The following is a 15,621-nucleotide window of genomic DNA, read 5'->3' as shown; positions in this document are numbered from 1 at the left end:
CTAATTTATTTCATCGTACGCAGGGCACTTCTTGCCTCCTCTGTAAAACAGATAGGTGACGTGTATCCCTAAATGAAATGTCCAGTCGTTGTTATGGATCGCATCGGTGTAGGTTGTCCAGTAACCTGCCGCGCCTGAATTAGTTGGACCTTCAGTATAGAATTTTCTCGGATCATCAAGGTTATCCATTCTGTCATCCAAATATTTTCTCAGTTGTGCCTCCATTCCAACAGCCATACGTTCACCAATGTTGAACTTGAAACCGAATCCCAGCGGAATATTGACACCCGTAACCGTTTCTTTATAAGCATCTGCATACTCAGGTGGCAGCGCCGGAGCCGATGCATTCAAATAGGCAACCACTCCTGTCAACGCAACCGGATCATACTCGTAAGGGTAAACGCTTACCCCCAGGCCTCCCATCAGGTAGGTCGTAATCCAGTGCTTTTTGCTTCCCATGATGTACCGAAAAAAGTTAAACTCATACATCAATGAAAGATCGGTTACTGTCTTACTGAAATCCCACGGATGAGACTCAAATGCTCCTGTTGCATTTATATTTCCCAGCATAACCGTAGCGCGAACACTTTCACGCGGATTAAAATTATACCGGACAAACACTGCTCCTGCAGGCCCCAAAGAACTTTGGTGTTCAATTTCCGTCATGTCTCCGGTGTAACTTCCAATGCCACCCCAAATACCAATGTCTGCTGTCTTTTGTGCTGATAAAATTTCAAACACGAATAAACTGACTGCAAGTAAAAACAATCTCTTCATTGACTTTTTTATTTACATGAAAGGTTATAATAAAAAAGACAGCTTCGCATTTTGTTCCGGCATTAAAATCTACATTTTAAACATAACACCTTTCAAGAGCTACAAAAGTAATATAATTCTCAAAACATCATGCCCACTGCCTATTATAAAACCGAAATAGAGGTTAAAAATTGTTAAGCATGCAATTAATTTCTTTTGTCGGTGCCCCACATCAGTTTGTTACGAAGTGTACTGAAAAATCCGTGTCCGGCAAGCTTCAGTGTTTTCACCTGGAAGTCGGCCTTCCTGATCTTTATTTCGCCGGGAAAATTCACCGCTTCGGAGCGCGAATCAAGTGAAGCCAGAAATTGCTGCCCCCGTCCTTCCACCCTCAGGGTCAGCTTATTGTAATCGGGCACAACAATGGGACGCATGGTCAGGTTATGGGGTGCGATCGGCGTGATGATGATGCTCTTGGAATCGGGGGTAAGAATGGGCCCGCCCACGCTCAACGAATAGGCTGTCGACCCGGTAGGGGTAGCAATGATTAGGCCGTCGGCCCAATAGGTCGTCAGGTACTCGCCATTTAAATAGGTATGGATATTTATCATCGAAGAGGTATCCATTTTTGTAACGGTAATCTCATTCAGGGCATAGTTGAAATCACCAAACAAATCAGGTTCTCCGTCAACCTGCAATACCGAACGTTCCTCTATTTCAAAGTTGTTGTTCAGAACATGATCGATGGCCTCGCCCATATCTTCACGCGAAATGGCTGATAAAAACCCCATTCGCCCCAAATTAATGCCGATAACCGGAATGGATTTATTCTTCAGGGTAAGAATTGATTTTAAAAAGGTTCCGTCGCCGCCAATACTGAAAAGGTAACGGACAGTCGCGGGCAATTCGTGCCCCGAAATAAAAACGCCCGCAATATCGGGTTGGATACTGCATTGCTCTTTCACAAACTCTAAAAAAGGTTTATACAAATACACTTTGATTTGCCGTTCCTTCAGCAATAAAAAAAGCCTGGCTAAATCAGGCGAAAACGAGGGGTCGATGCTCAAACCAAAAATCGCGATAATCATATCCGTTTTATATTCTAAATGTTCAGGTACTTCATCAACAATTCAAAGCGGTCGTCGTACATATGTTTTAACACGGAGTCATCCATGAAAACAGCCTTTATCTGGTAATCGTACCGCACAAAAGTTTGGATCACCGGAGAAAGGTCGATCAGGTTAACCTTTAAGGTAACGGTAATTTCTTTTGAATCATCGCCCCGCGAAACATAAAGGCTCAGAATTTTGGCATCATTTCCCTCTACAATCCGGGCAATTTCAGCCAGCGAATAATCGATCGGATTCAATTCTAGCACAATCACTCCTCCGGGTTCCTTTACAGCAACCAAATCGGCAAACTGCTGGGCCATGTCAAAAACCGTGATCACCCCCGTATATTGTTGGTCCAGGCTCAACACGGGAACCACTGATATTTTCAACTCCGAAACAACCGAAACAACTTCGTAAATATGCTGGTTAACGCGAACGTAAGGGTGAAGCATAAACTCGAGACACTCCCCCATCAGCCGTTCGGTCAGGTTCAGATCATAGATCGATTTGTCCGAAATCAAACCCAGGTACTCATGATTATCGACAACCGGCAAGTGCGAAATCCGGAAGATTTCCATCCAGTTCAAGGCTTTTTGCCCGTTGTCGGTTAACCTCAGCGAGGGAATCACATCTGATATGAGTTCTTTTGCCAACAAAACTTTTCAAGTTTGAATTCTGCTTCTTTCAATAGTAAATTGTAACTTGCAGCCCTATTTCATATGATTATGACCAGACTAAGTGTAAATATAAACAAAATAGCAACATTAAGAAATTCCCGGGGAGGATCAATCCCGAGCGTTGTTGATGCTGCAATTAACTGTCAAAAATTTGGAGCAGAAGGCATTACCGTTCATCCCCGCCCCGACGAACGACATATTCGACGGCAAGATGTATACGACATTAAACCTCACATTACCACCGAATTAAACATAGAAGGATATCCGGATGAAGATTTTTTAAAATTGGTGATCGATGTGAAAGCCGACCAGGTAACCCTAGTCCCCGACGCACCGGGGCAATTAACATCCGACCATGGTTGGGATACCGTTAAACACGAGGCTTTCCTGACCGAAGTGATCAAACGCCTGCAGGGACATAAAATCCGGACATCTATTTTTGTTGACCCCGATCTGAAAATGATTGAAGGAGCAAAAAGAGTGGGGACAAACCGCATTGAATTATATACCGAACCGTATGCCGCTAATTATAAAGCTGACCCTGAAAAAGCCATTGCTCCTTTTCTTAAGGCAGCCAAACTGGCAAAAGAACTGGGTTTAGGCCTCAATGCCGGACACGATTTGAACCTGAAGAACCTAAAATACTTCACCGATATGATCCCGGACATTGAAGAAGTCTCCATCGGACATGCCTTGATTGCCGACGCCTTATATCTTGGACTTCGCAATACCATTAATGAATACCTGGAGTGCATTAAACCTTGACATTGGTTATGGATTTATTTTTCAGGGAAGAAGGCCGGGGTGAAAACAACATCGTGATTGTGCACGGGTTGTATGGCTCGTCAGACAACTGGCTGACTGTTGGAAAAAAATTAGGCGCACGTTACCATGTTTTTCTGGTCGATCAACGGAATCATGGCCGTTCGCCCAATTCGCCCGTACACTCGTACGAAAGCATGAAAGACGACCTGGCCGATTTTTTTGAAGACCGGCAACTGGAAAAAGCCACGCTGATCGGTCACAGCATGGGCGGGAAAACGGCCATGTACTTCGCAGCCGAATACCCCGAAAAGGTAGAAAAGCTGGTGGTCGTTGACATCGCGCCAAAAGATTACATGAACTATCGCGAAACCAGCCAGTATTACCAGCACGAACTTATTTTACAATCGCTCCGTGAATTTTGCAACCACCGCGAAGATTACCCGGCACGGGAAGATATTGCCGGTTTTCTGGAACTCAGGTTGGGGAACCCGGAGTTGGTCCGGTTTCTTTTAAAAAGTATTTATCTGAACAAAGAAACCAACTTGTTTGATTGTCGTTTTAATGTGGATGTCCTGTACGATTCGCTTGATGAAATCGTCAGCGGGGTAAATTACCGCTGGCTCGAAGACCGTATCCCCATCGTTGGTTACCCGGTTTTGTTTATCCGGGGCGAAAAATCGAACTATCTGGAAGCTGAAGATGAAATCATCATCAAAAAAATATACCCGGAAGCGCAAATTGTAAGCATCCCCGGTGCAGGCCACTGGCTTCATGCAGAGCAGCCAGCACTGTTTTGGGACACCTTGCAGCGGTTTATTTAAAATACTACAAAAACGATCTGTCCGTACAGGTCAATTAATCTTCAATTTTATCCGCGAATTTTGGTTTTAAGGTGATCAGTTGTAAAATAACAGCCAAGGCAACCGGTATGGCCAAAAAAGCCAAATCATGCCCCAGATTACCTGCATCCGTTGATTTACCCAGCCAACTGGTGATAAAAGCCCCCGCAAAAACACCGGTCATATTCATCAGTCCGTAACCGGCGGCACGGTGGCGCGGCGATACAAACTGGCATAAAATGGGCATGTTATTCGCGTCGAACATGCCGTAACCAATCCCAAACAACATGCCACCGCCAACGACAAAAGAAAAGCTGTGCCCGAAACCCAAAAGCACCAGCGCCGGAATCATCAGGGTTAGTCCAATGGCGCCGGTGTAGATCCTCCCGCGCAGGTTGTGTACGATCCAGCGGTCGGCCAGGATACCGCCGCCAATCACGCCGATAAATGATGAGAATGCAATGGTGAAGGTGCTAAGCGGTCCGGCCATTGACATATCAATTCCCAAACTTTCGGAGAACAAGGTTGGCAGCCAGTTCTTAGTCGCCCAGCCCGGAAAACTGGGAGCTGCAAAATAGAACAAAATCACCCAAAAACTGACCGTTCCGAGCAGCAAGCTCAAACTGTGTTTCACCGATTTAAAACCTGATGCAAACCGGTCTGGTTCGTTTGGTTTAATTTCGGGAGTTCGTTTTTCCTTTAAGAATACCAACAGCACAACACTGTATAAAATACCCGCCAAGCCAAAACTGTGAAACGCTGTTTGCCAGGTCCAGGTGTGTGCCACCGTGGCGCCAAAACCGCCCAAGGCCTGCCCGAAATATAAACCCGTCATATGAATGCCCACGGCCAGCGAACGCGTGTTGCCCCGGTGATAATCGGCAATCAACGCCAAGCCTGCCGGGATATACAGGGCTTCGCTCACCCCCATCACAGCCCGCAACACATACAACTGATCAAAAGAGGTGGCATAGCCCATCGCCAGGGTTACGCCCGACCATACACCAAGGCTGCCTACAATCAGCCACTTTCGGTTAACCCGGTCGGCAATCAGTCCCGCCATCGGGCTCATCAGTCCGTATATCCACAGGAAGACGGCCATCAACCGGCCAAAATTCTCGGCAGTTTCCAACTCTTTGATGTCTCCCATCATTGCCACTTTCATAGTCGACAGCATCTGCCTGTCCATGTAGTTCAGCAGAGCGACTACCCACAAAAGGCCGACTAGCAGCCAGGGATACCATTTCTTTTCGTTGATTTGCATGTTTTTCTTTTATTCTGAAATGTTTACAGAAGGTTTGTCAGATGATCCGTTTATTTTTTCCAGTGTTTTCCATACCTGAAACAATCCGCGAGGCACATGAAAACAACCTTTCCACTTTCCGCCTTTCAGCGGCAATAACACTTCGCCCCGGCGGTTCAGGTAACCAAACCACTCATCGTGTTCAGGATCGGCAAAATGCGACCAGGTATAATGATGCACTTTTTCAAACCAGCGCATACATTCCTCATTCTGAGTATGATAATAACCTTTAATCAGACTGATTAATGTTTCCACATGTACCCACCACAGCTTTTGGTCCCACTCGAGTTGTTGCGGCGGGTTTCCCTTGATGTCCAGGAAATAAAAAATTCCGCCAAATTCTTTATCCCAGCCATAATTCAATGTCCTGAGCAGAATCGTCACTGCTTTTTCCATCAGCGCCCGGTCGTTTTGACGTTCAGCCAGGTCCATCATAAACCACATGGCCTCGATGGCGTGCCCGGGATTTAACAAGCGGCCTTCAAAAGAGTCAGAAAAGCTACCATCCGGATTTACATTTTCCAGGATCAAGCCGGAATCCGGCTGGTAGAAAACGTCCATTACTTCATGTATGGCCTGGTCAATGGTTTGATCAACCAGCGCTTTCGGTATCAAATGTTCAATTTCGAGCGCCAGATTACTCAGAATCATCGGCAGCGAAAAACCTTTCAATGGCCGGATTTCCGGAACCAGTTTATTGAATCGCCCTTTCGGATTGTCCCGACGCGCCAGAATATTGTCAAACGTACGTTTCGCCAGATCGGCATATTCGTCGTTACCGGTAGCCCGGTAAAGCTGGCCAAAAGCCATCGTCGCAAAACAATCCGAGAAAATGTTGTACGGCTGCACCAGCGGCTTACCTTCGCGGGTCAGCGAAAAGTACCAGTGAAGCTGTCCGTCGTGACCGTATTGTTGCAAAAAACGGGCGCCATGTTCGGCCATTTCCAGCCATTGTGATTTTTGTTCCACCTTGTTGTACAACGACGAAAACATCCATACCTGCCGGGCCTGAAGCCACACAAACTTGTCGGTGTCAAACACCTTTCCCTGCCGGTCGAGACAGGTGAAATACCCGCCAAACTGCTCATCTTTCGAATTTTTTTCCCAGAAAGGAACGACCTTTTCATGCAATTCCTTTTGGTAGATTGATGCTGTTTTATTTAAATCCAGATTCATTATCCTGCTTTTTTGTGATGAACGGCGCCAGTGCAACTGAACTACTCGTCCAACGAAATTTTTCCCCTCGTGATTACTGCGGACCGTACCCCCGGACGGATTTCGCCGCATGGAATGATGATTTGCCGGTCCCACCAGAAGGCATTTGTGGTAACCTGGGCCATGCCTTCCAACCTGCTAATCCTGATTAACTTACCGGTCAGTGTATTAAACAGATAAACATCCTTCGAAAAGCCCGGATGATTGGTCAGGTTGTGCGCTTTTTGCCGCTGAATTCTCTCTCGCTCATCCGGGCTTTCCGCTTTGGCAGCAGCATCAATCAACCTTTCAGTTTGATTAAAGATAACGCCCTTATCTCCTCCAAAAAGCAAAATACCATGCTCTCCTGCAGCCAGTCCGGTTCCGGCTGATAAGCCAAAAGCCGGTTCATCGTCCACCTGAAGTGTTCCGGCTTTCAGCCATTTCTGCTCCGACGGAATGTATTTCCAGATATCGCTCAGGAAAGTTGAAGTGATACCCGTTTTATTCCGTCCGCCCAACACATAAATGCAATCTTCGTTCCCGTCAAACTGACAGGCTACCACCGCATGAGAAAGCGGAACAGGCAACTCAGGAAGCGTTTGCCATTTCAAGTCTGTAGCTGACAAATCGATTGACAGAAAATGGTTCGTTGCTCCGGAAAAACCGAGCCCTCCGGCTAAATAAACCCTGCTTCCAGAGATTGCTGCTCCTGAACATGAAAGAGCAACCGGTAAGTCCGGAAAATCGATCAACCGAACGGCATCCCCTTCCACCGAAAGCATAAAAGTCAGGGAAACAGGTCCCTCAGCCGTTTCGCCGCCGATGCTTAAAATACCTTTCCCGGTGGAAATACAGGCGCAGTAAGCCATCGGGGAAGGCAATTTCCATTCAGGTTGAGACCATTCCAACTGGGTGCCTGCTCTTTTTGTAAGGATATAACAATCATCATGATACAACTTTATTCCTCCCTGCCAGGGCATGGCATCTTCAAAATTTGTTCCTCCGGCAATCAACAGGTGATTTTGATAAACTCCGGCCACCGGCCCGGCCAAACCGGGCTGAATCTTCTGCCCTGTTGCCGGGGGAATAATGCCCAACGTGTCCCATGTAATTTTCATATCCATCCTTTCTGTTGGTTGATTTGGATTGCACGACTGGCAAAGCAGTCCCATCATCCAAATCCACATCCACTTTTTCACGTCTTAAAATTTAGAGAATAAATCTTCCATATTCAGCGCCTTCACATCCGTTTCGAATAACTGACGGGCACCCTCGCTCATATTTCTCACCGGCAAACGGAATTCGCCGCATTCCAGTCCAACATAACGCATATAAGCCTTTCCGGTGGCAATGCCCCCGTATTTGCCCAGCAGGCGGATCATGTCGATCGACAGTTGCTGCAACTTCCGGGCTTCAGCCAGGTTCCCTTCATCGTATGCCCTGATGAGATGATGGTAAAGCGGCGCTGCATAATTGAACGTACTTCCAACTCCCCCGCGAGCGCCCAGCACAAGGGCCGACAGCAGGTTTTCATCGCGTCCCCACAACATATCGTATTTACCTTCTTTAAAGCTCATACAACTCAAAAAGTCCATAAAATCTTCGTGCGTGTATTTAACTCCAACCAGGTTCGGAATCATCGCATCGGCTTCCTGCAAAAAATCCAACATCGACACGTTGCAGCCGGTCAACACCGGAATATGGTAAAAGTACACCGGCATTTCGGGCACCGATTCAGCCACTTTGGCACAAAACTCGGCCAAAGCCTTCGCTGAACCCGGTTTGAAGTAGAACGGCGCCAGGATCGCGATGGCATCTACACCCATCGCAGCCGATGCCCGGGCACTGTCAATACATTCGGCATACGAAGTACCGCCAACCAGGTTAATCACCTTCAGTCCTTTCTTCTTTTTATTCTGAGCGGTCCAGGCTTCGGTAATTTTTTCCTTCTCCTTTTGTGAAAGCGATACGCCTTCGCCGGTTGAGCCGTTGATAAACGCTCCAACAACCTCATTTTTAATCAGGAAGTCGTAATAAGCGGGTATCTGATCAATATTTAGCCCGCCGTTTGGAAACATCGGGGCAAATGGCGCCGCGATAAGTCCTTCCATTTTGTTATTCATAATTTTATTGTTTCAAAACCATTATTTAATCAAATCACCCAGCAGCGCACTTATCGGCACTTTCTGGAAGTAAAGTTCTTTCACGCCTTCGTACAAAATACCAATCGTTTGTTCATCAACCATGGTCAGGCACGAATACCCGTATCCGGCTGCCTCATTCAGTTCAAGCTGGAATTCTTCGGGCCAGGTAAGCCCTTCATCCAGACTGGCTTTGATGGTCATGTTGGTTCGCTGGTTTTTGTGGTTCGGGTTTGAAAAGAATAATACCCGTTTGGTTTGGCCCTCCGTATCCAGATCAGCGGAAATGATGCTGGCCATGCAATTGGATTCCGGCAAAGCCGAATTAGATGACGGGTGTACCGTCCAGGTTTTGCCAAGATCATTGGTTATAGCCACTGCCCTGCCGTTGCTGTCTCCTTTATCCTGCCGGTTTCGGTCGTCGCGCATGTTCAGCATCAGGCTGCCGTCGGTCAGTTGAACCACCTGCGCTTCGGTGGTGTTGGATTTGGCGCCGGAACCAATCTGCCAGTTTTTTCCACCATCCGTACTGTACACAATGGTGGAATGACTGGTATATTGACCGCCGTCAAGCGCTTTTTCGCCCAAATCGGCTTTAAACTGCGCCGGAAAAACCAGGGTTCCGTCGTCAAGGGTAATTCCGCGTCCGGGACCTTGCAGCAACAATTGCCACGAAGGGTCTTTAATTTGTTCGGTGATATTGATTGGTTCCGACCAGGTTAAACCGTCGTCGGTGCTTTTTGTCAGGATAAACTGCCCGGTCTCTTCCGGGTTCAATCCCGGTTTCGATGCCCACCAAAGCATTTGATCGGGCGCCGATCCGCTCATCCACAGCGCGGCAACCCAAATCGTATGGGTATGATGATCGTAAAGAACACAGGGGTCGCCAATGCCGTTGAGTTGTTCCGAACGTCCTCCCCATTCGCCCATGTCCAGAATTACCTTCATCGGCTCCCAGTTTTGTCCCCCGTCGATGCTGCGGCTCATCCCAATATCAATATCTTCCTGTAAATCTTTGCTGTTGTTGTACCGGTTGTCGTAAACGGCGACAAACGTTCCATTGCCGGTCGTCACCAGGCCCGGAATGCGGTACGTATCGCAGTTGTCCTGTCCGGCTTCACGGATGACTTTCGCCAAACGATAGCGATGTTTTTTATCGGCTTCAACAGTTAATTTTTTATCCTTTCCAAAATGCAGTACCACTTTCTCCACCTGCACGATTTGTTCCAGCCCGGCATCCTCTTTCACCCCGAAACTGAAAGAAAGCGTATGGACACCTTCTCCAAGTTCGAGCAAACCGTTCAGCTTAAGTGGCGAAGCAATCGTTCCGGTTTCTCCAAATAAGGATTCTTCGGTATGATCCCCGGCAATCGTCGTTAGGTTTGCCGTCACGGCATCCAGTATTCCGCCTGATCCGGCTTCGGCGAAAAACAACTCAACGGATTTCAGCTCCAGCGAACTCGTCTCGCCGGCGACCGTAAAACTAAATTCAAGCGCCTCTGGATTATCCCTCCCTGCAACAAGAGGCACATTAGGCTGAAGTATGCGGGCATCATGGATGACCTGAATATCTTTGCTGTCTGAACAGCTCCAAAAAGCAGTCGCCAGACACACCAGTGCAATTAATTGATTTTTGCTCATTAAAACAGGTGTTAGATTATCGATCAGCTTAAATTTAAGGAATTAAGTTCCTGCAAAAAAATATTTAATTGAATACATGGAGGAGCTGTTCTGGAAGTCCTCCATGTATTTCAAAAACTGATCAAATTGATTTGCTGTTTAATTATTATAACCCGGGTTTTGCTCCAGAAGCGGATCACCGTTTAATACATTGACATCGATCGGCCACAAAATCATATACGCCTTATCCGATGTCAGAACCGGCGCCGGGCCTTCTCCGTAAACGCCCGCATAATTTGCATCGGCGGTAAACACCAGCGATTTTTTACCGGCATCCTGCATCCTGATCAGATCGAACCAACGCGAACCTTCGTTCACGAACTCCTTGTCGCGTTCTTTCAGAATCGCTTTTTCGTTCTCTTCAAACGTTCCGCCAGTGTATACCGGGTATTCGCTGCCATAGGCCCTGGCACGAATCTGGTTGATGTATGCTGCAGGATCGCCGCCTAAGCCATTTTCAATTTCAGCCAACATCAGGATGGCATCAGCATACCTGAAGATCACGATATCGGAATCATAGGCCCGGGTTCCCAGTGTTGTTGAGTAATTGCCAATAAGTTTTTTCATCGCTGCGCCGTGCACTGCCCGGATGTATTCAAAGAATGTACCGCTGCGGCGGGTGTCAGTCGGATCGAAACTTTTCACAAACGACTCTTTATACTCATGGCGCATGACGCCTCCATTGACCAGGTTCAGCGGATCGGATGTGAACGGGTTACCGTCGGTATCGGTAGCACTTGCCAACAAATCGTTAGGCTGATAGAGGAAATTGTGCCCCCAGTTGGTTGATTCTTCCCGGTCGAAATACAGTGCAAAAATCACTTCACTATTCGCCTTTTGAGTAAAAATTTTTGAAAAATCGGTCATAAGCGAGAAATTGCCGCCCATTACTTTCTGTAATGCAGTTTTGGCTGTCTGCAAATCGGCTGCGCCGGTTGCGGTATGATTACCGGTGGTTACTTTGGCCGACCATAAATAAATATGGGCTTTCAACATGGCCGTGGCATAAGGAGACCATAAGTATTTGCCGGCTACTGCCGTGCTGTTTCCAAAAGAACTCTCCGATTTGTTGATATCGGCTTTTATCTGGTCCAGCGTTTCGGCTGCGGTAGAACGGGCCAGGTACAGGTTCTCAGCCTGAATAACGCCTCCCAACACCTTCACCGTTAATTCGAGCGGAACCCCGCCGTATGTCCGGTACAGCATAAAATAGTACAGCGACCTTAAACCATAGGCCTGCCCCAGGTAATAACCTTTTTTATCGGCCGTTAAAAATTCGGCCCCATCTTCCACACTTTGAATAAAGTGATTGACTTGCAGTAATTTGGCATAAATACCGTACCAGTTTGAAATTCCGGTGCTGGTTGCCGTAAACGTGTTTGCTTTGATAGGCGCTTCATTATCCATAGACGTTCCCATGGACGAAGTTCCCAGTCTCAATGTTCCTCCGCGGGCTTCGCCCAGGTAGTAAAACATTTGGTACATCGACCTCAAATCCTGGTGGAGGCCCACCATAAAACTTTCCACCTGGGATTCATTATTCCAGAAGTTACCGGAACCGTAGTAATCAATCGGGCCCAAATCGAGTGTATCATCGCAGCCGGAAAAGGAAACTGCTGCTACAATCACCATCAAACTATAAAGTATTTTTTTCATAATAATCTCGTGTTTTCTGATTAAAACGTAAAGTTTGCGCCGAAAATAATGGTGCGCGGCAGGGAATATCCTCCCCATCCGTCAGCGCCGTATTCAGGCGAATAAATATTCTTAGCCGCCGTCCAGTAACCCAGATTCTGACCTGTCACTGAAAATTCCAAACCTTCCATATTCATCTTTTTAACAAGATTTGCCGGCAAACGGTACGAAAGGCTTATCTCGCGGAAAGCAAGGTAATCTCCGTCGTAAATGAACATTGACGAGTTACGGGCGTAATTGCGTTTGCCTAACTGGTCGGCCCATACATAAACAGGATATTTTCCGTTGGGATTACTCTCCGACCAGGTGTTCTTCACCTTTTCGATCGTATTATAGGTTCCCTGCATGTTGCCCATAATCCAGGGGAAGCGGGTATCGGTAACCACGTGCCCTAAAGCAAAGTCGGTACGGACATTTAAGGTGAGGTTTTTCCAGCTCAGGCTGGTTGAAAGACCACCGGTCCAGGTGGGCATGGTATTTCCAATTTTTACCAGATCGAAGTTATCAAGCACATCGTCTCCGTTCACATCCAGGAATTTAACATCGCCGGGTTGAACAGGAAGGCCTGTTCCCTGTGTGCCGGCCTCATAAACAGCATCCCATGAACTTGTTCCGTAAAGGAAGCGGTTGTTGGAGCCATTGTTCCCGGTTGATTTATCAAGCCAGTTTGCCGGGATTTCACTGGCATTCGCATAAATACCCAACGCTTTGAAAGCATAAACATCGCCAGGACGCTTTCCCTCCTGGTAGCCGCCTACCCAGGTTAAGTTGCCGTCGCGATCATAAACCTGGAAAGCATTCTGTCGATTATTCTCCAACCCGTTGTAAGGAAGTGAAACAATTTCGTTTTTATTACGCGCAGCATTTGCATTAACACTCCACTTCCAATCCTTCCTGTTTAGCAGTCGGGCCCCGGCTTCTATTTCTATCCCTTGATTTTTGATTTCACCATTATTTGAACGGTAAGTGGAGATCCCTGAATGAGAAGGAAGGGTGATATCAGCAAATTTATCTTTTGTAAGACGATCATAGTAGGTTAAACTCAGGTTATAGCGATTTTTTATGAAACCTAAATCCAAACCCAGCTCAGCAGTTCTCGAACGTTCCCATTTCAATCCGGGGTTTGGCAGGGAACTAATCAGGAACCCTGTTTCACCGGCATATTTATTACTGGTATAAGCGCCCTGCACGTAATAGTTTCCGATACCGGACACGTTGCCGTTTAACCCATAACTTGAACGCAGTTTGGCAAAAGAGATCAGATCGCTGAACTGCTCCATAAACTCCTCTTTGCTCATCACCCAACCCACCGATATGCCGGGGAAAGTCCCCCAACGGTTATCGGAAGCGAGTTTTGAATAACCATCATGACGGAGAACGCCCGAAAGCAAATATTTGCCGTCATAATCATAATTGAGCCTGCCAAAGAACGACATAATACGCTGGCGACTGTGCCACGAGTCGATTGTACGGGCCCCCTCATCCGTCGAGGTGTACTGTAAATCCATAAAATCATCGGTCGGGGCTCCGTATCCACCCGCGTAAAAACCTTTGTTGTAAGAATCGTAATATTCAAAACCGCCCATGACCGCTATGTTATGAAGATCTTTCACGGTAAGATCGTAATTCAGAATTCCATTGTACGTTTGGTCTAAAGTACGGTCGAACTGCGCGGAGGAATTCCGTGTAGTGTTGTACCTTGGCCCCACATTAGTCATATAATCTTTATTAAACGACTCATATTTGGCTTCGTTGAAGTACCAGTTGGCCGCAACTTTAAAATAAAGCCCTTTTATCAAATCTATTTTAAACGATTGATTTAAGGTAAACTTATCGGTATTCTTGCTGCGATAAAATTTATCGGCATTAATTTTCTGATTGGCATCTTCCGTGCCACGGGTACCAATCAGCCATTCGCCATTTTCGTTGGTGCCCCGGAATGTTGGAGGCAAGGAGAAAATCCTTGAGAAATAGTTCTGTTCCGAAGTGGCCGTTTCGGGCAAATCGCGCCATTTGGCATCGGCAAAATTAAATGATGAATAGGAGGTTAACCAGTCGCGTATTTTATAATCGGCATTAAACAAAAAGGTAATCCGCTGATACCAGTTCTCAATAGCAGTACCATTGCTGTAGTTGTAACCTAAACCGGCATAATAATGTCCGTTATCGTTCCCTCCGCTAAAATTGATATTATAATCCTGAGACATGGATGGGTCGCGCAGGTTAACATCGGAAAGATGAAACTCTTTGAAAATAATCTCCTGATCATAAGCAGAGCTGTAGGCCGCCAATGGATCAGTCATTTTTCGCCATCCTTTATTGAGCAAGAAAGCCAGATCATCCGTATAGACCATTGGGCTCCACACTGCGGCTGAATTCTTGTTCCCGTCAAGAACATTTCCTTCGGCGTCGAAGTATCGGTTGCCGGTACCGTAAGGCTGGGCGGCCGACAAACTGTTCAGGTTGGTTGTACCCGTCCAGTTTCCGGCTTTAGTCTGGTAGATATTTGAGGAACGCCAATAGGCGGTACGCATATAAGTCAGGTAGTCTTCTGCTCCCAAAAAATCATAAATCCCTTCGTTATAGTAGTTCAAGCCCACTTTTGCCGAAAATTCGATTTTGCCGGCTCCTGTCTTTCCTTTTTTGGTGGTAATGAGGATAACGCCATTATTGGCGCGGGCACCGTAAATAGCCGTTGCACCTGCATCCTTCATCACCTCCATCGATTCAATATCGTTGGGGTTAATATCGCTCATCGTGCGGATTTGCCCGTCAACAATCACCAACGGAGAACCGGTTCCGTTGAGGTTGGTGCCACCGCGAAGAATGAGCGTAGGTGTGGCTCCCGGGTTACCCGACGTTTGTTGTACCACTAGTCCCGCCACTGCACCCGAAAGCGCCTGTGCCGGATTCGAATGTAACCCAATAGACAGAGCCTCTTCCTTTACTTTAGAAATGGAGTTCGTTACCTTCGAGCGGACCTGTTGACCGCCGTAGGCCAAAACAACGACTTCATCAATTGCGGTTGTCAAGGTTTTCATGGCGACATGAATGACATCCGAGTCGCCTATCCTCACCACCTGATGTTCAAACCCGACCATCGAAAATTCCAATTGTGTCGTTCCTGCCGGAACAGTTAATGAATAATTCCCGTCAAAATCACTGATCGTCCCGGTTGTGGTCCCCGAAACCACCACGGTAGTGCCCGGTAATGGCTCGCCACTGTCGGCCTCAGTAATACACCCGGTGATACGATGCTGGGCAAAGGTGTAGCTACTCATCAGCGACAGCAGCAACAATAAACTGATTAACAGCGTTTTTTCTTTCATTTTTCCCATTGGTTTTAGTTTTTCATTTTATATTTTTGTCTTATGTACTACATAATACGCAACAAAAATAGAAATTGTATTTTTTATTCCAAACATTTTTCCGAAATTTGCGTCTTATGTCCTACAT

12 protein-coding genes are annotated in these 15,621 nt (G+C 46.8%); 2 read left to right on the top strand and 10 right to left on the bottom strand.

Features of this window, described 5'->3' with window-relative positions; genetic code table 11:
• The 3 genes from ACOIT5_RS16730 to ACOIT5_RS16720 all read right to left on the bottom strand — a co-directional run bounded on the left by ACOIT5_RS16730 (position 1) and on the right by ACOIT5_RS16720 (position 2,521).
• A complete protein-coding gene (locus ACOIT5_RS16730; RefSeq protein WP_423127303.1) occupies positions 1-777 on the bottom strand; it encodes a DUF6089 family protein in 777 nt (258 codons plus the stop codon).
• A 185-nt stretch (positions 778-962) separates the two neighbouring features.
• Complete coding sequence (locus ACOIT5_RS16725; protein ID WP_423127302.1) at positions 963-1,844, bottom strand: NAD kinase; 882 nt, start codon at positions 1,842-1,844, stop codon at positions 963-965.
• Positions 1,845-1,858: 14 nt separating this feature from the next.
• On the bottom strand, positions 1,859-2,521 hold the full coding sequence (locus ACOIT5_RS16720) for a CBS domain-containing protein (protein ID WP_423127301.1): 663 nt from the start codon (positions 2,519-2,521) through the stop codon (positions 1,859-1,861).
• Between the two features lie 72 nt (positions 2,522-2,593).
• Between ACOIT5_RS16720 and ACOIT5_RS16715 the strand changes: the two genes are divergently transcribed.
• Together ACOIT5_RS16715 and ACOIT5_RS16710 are read left to right on the top strand one after the other, a co-directional pair.
• Entirely contained in the window at positions 2,594-3,310 is a 717-nt protein-coding gene (locus ACOIT5_RS16715) for a pyridoxine 5'-phosphate synthase (RefSeq protein WP_423127300.1), read from the top strand.
• 8 nt (positions 3,311-3,318) lie between these two features.
• A complete protein-coding gene (locus tag ACOIT5_RS16710; RefSeq protein WP_423127299.1) occupies positions 3,319-4,131 on the top strand; it encodes an alpha/beta fold hydrolase in 813 nt (270 codons plus the stop codon).
• A gap of 34 nt (positions 4,132-4,165) precedes the next feature.
• Here the strand turns inward: ACOIT5_RS16710 and ACOIT5_RS16705 are convergent, their stop codons facing one another.
• The 7 genes from ACOIT5_RS16705 to ACOIT5_RS16675 all read right to left on the bottom strand — a co-directional run bounded on the left by ACOIT5_RS16705 (position 4,166) and on the right by ACOIT5_RS16675 (position 15,503).
• Complete coding sequence (locus ACOIT5_RS16705; protein WP_423127298.1) at positions 4,166-5,413, bottom strand: MFS transporter; 1,248 nt, start codon at positions 5,411-5,413, stop codon at positions 4,166-4,168.
• 9 nt (positions 5,414-5,422) lie between these two features.
• Positions 5,423-6,628, bottom strand: a complete 1,206-nt coding sequence (locus tag ACOIT5_RS16700; RefSeq protein WP_423127297.1) for an AGE family epimerase/isomerase — start codon at positions 6,626-6,628, stop codon at positions 5,423-5,425.
• 41 nt (positions 6,629-6,669) lie between these two features.
• A complete protein-coding gene (locus ACOIT5_RS16695) occupies positions 6,670-7,848 on the bottom strand; it encodes a hypothetical protein (protein ID WP_423127296.1) in 1,179 nt (392 codons plus the stop codon).
• 3 nt (positions 7,849-7,851) lie between these two features.
• Entirely contained in the window at positions 7,852-8,772 is a 921-nt protein-coding gene (locus ACOIT5_RS16690; RefSeq protein WP_423127295.1) for a dihydrodipicolinate synthase family protein, read from the bottom strand.
• 21 nt (positions 8,773-8,793) lie between these two features.
• Positions 8,794-10,431 (bottom strand): sialidase family protein, encoded by a 1,638-nt coding sequence (locus ACOIT5_RS16685; protein ID WP_423127294.1) that lies wholly within the window; start codon positions 10,429-10,431, stop codon positions 8,794-8,796.
• A gap of 138 nt (positions 10,432-10,569) precedes the next feature.
• Positions 10,570-12,126, bottom strand: a complete 1,557-nt coding sequence (locus ACOIT5_RS16680) for a RagB/SusD family nutrient uptake outer membrane protein (RefSeq protein WP_423127293.1) — start codon at positions 12,124-12,126, stop codon at positions 10,570-10,572.
• A gap of 20 nt (positions 12,127-12,146) precedes the next feature.
• A complete protein-coding gene (locus ACOIT5_RS16675; RefSeq protein WP_423127292.1) occupies positions 12,147-15,503 on the bottom strand; it encodes a SusC/RagA family TonB-linked outer membrane protein in 3,357 nt (1,118 codons plus the stop codon).
• Positions 15,504-15,621 lie beyond the last annotated feature (118 nt).

This window comes from Gaoshiqia hydrogeniformans, from assembly GCF_049347105.1.
GTDB classification, from domain to species: Bacteria; Bacteroidota; Bacteroidia; order Bacteroidales; family Prolixibacteraceae; genus Gaoshiqia; species Gaoshiqia hydrogeniformans.
Note: the sequence above shows the minus strand (reverse complement) of the source record. Positions and strands in the feature narration are given on the sequence as shown.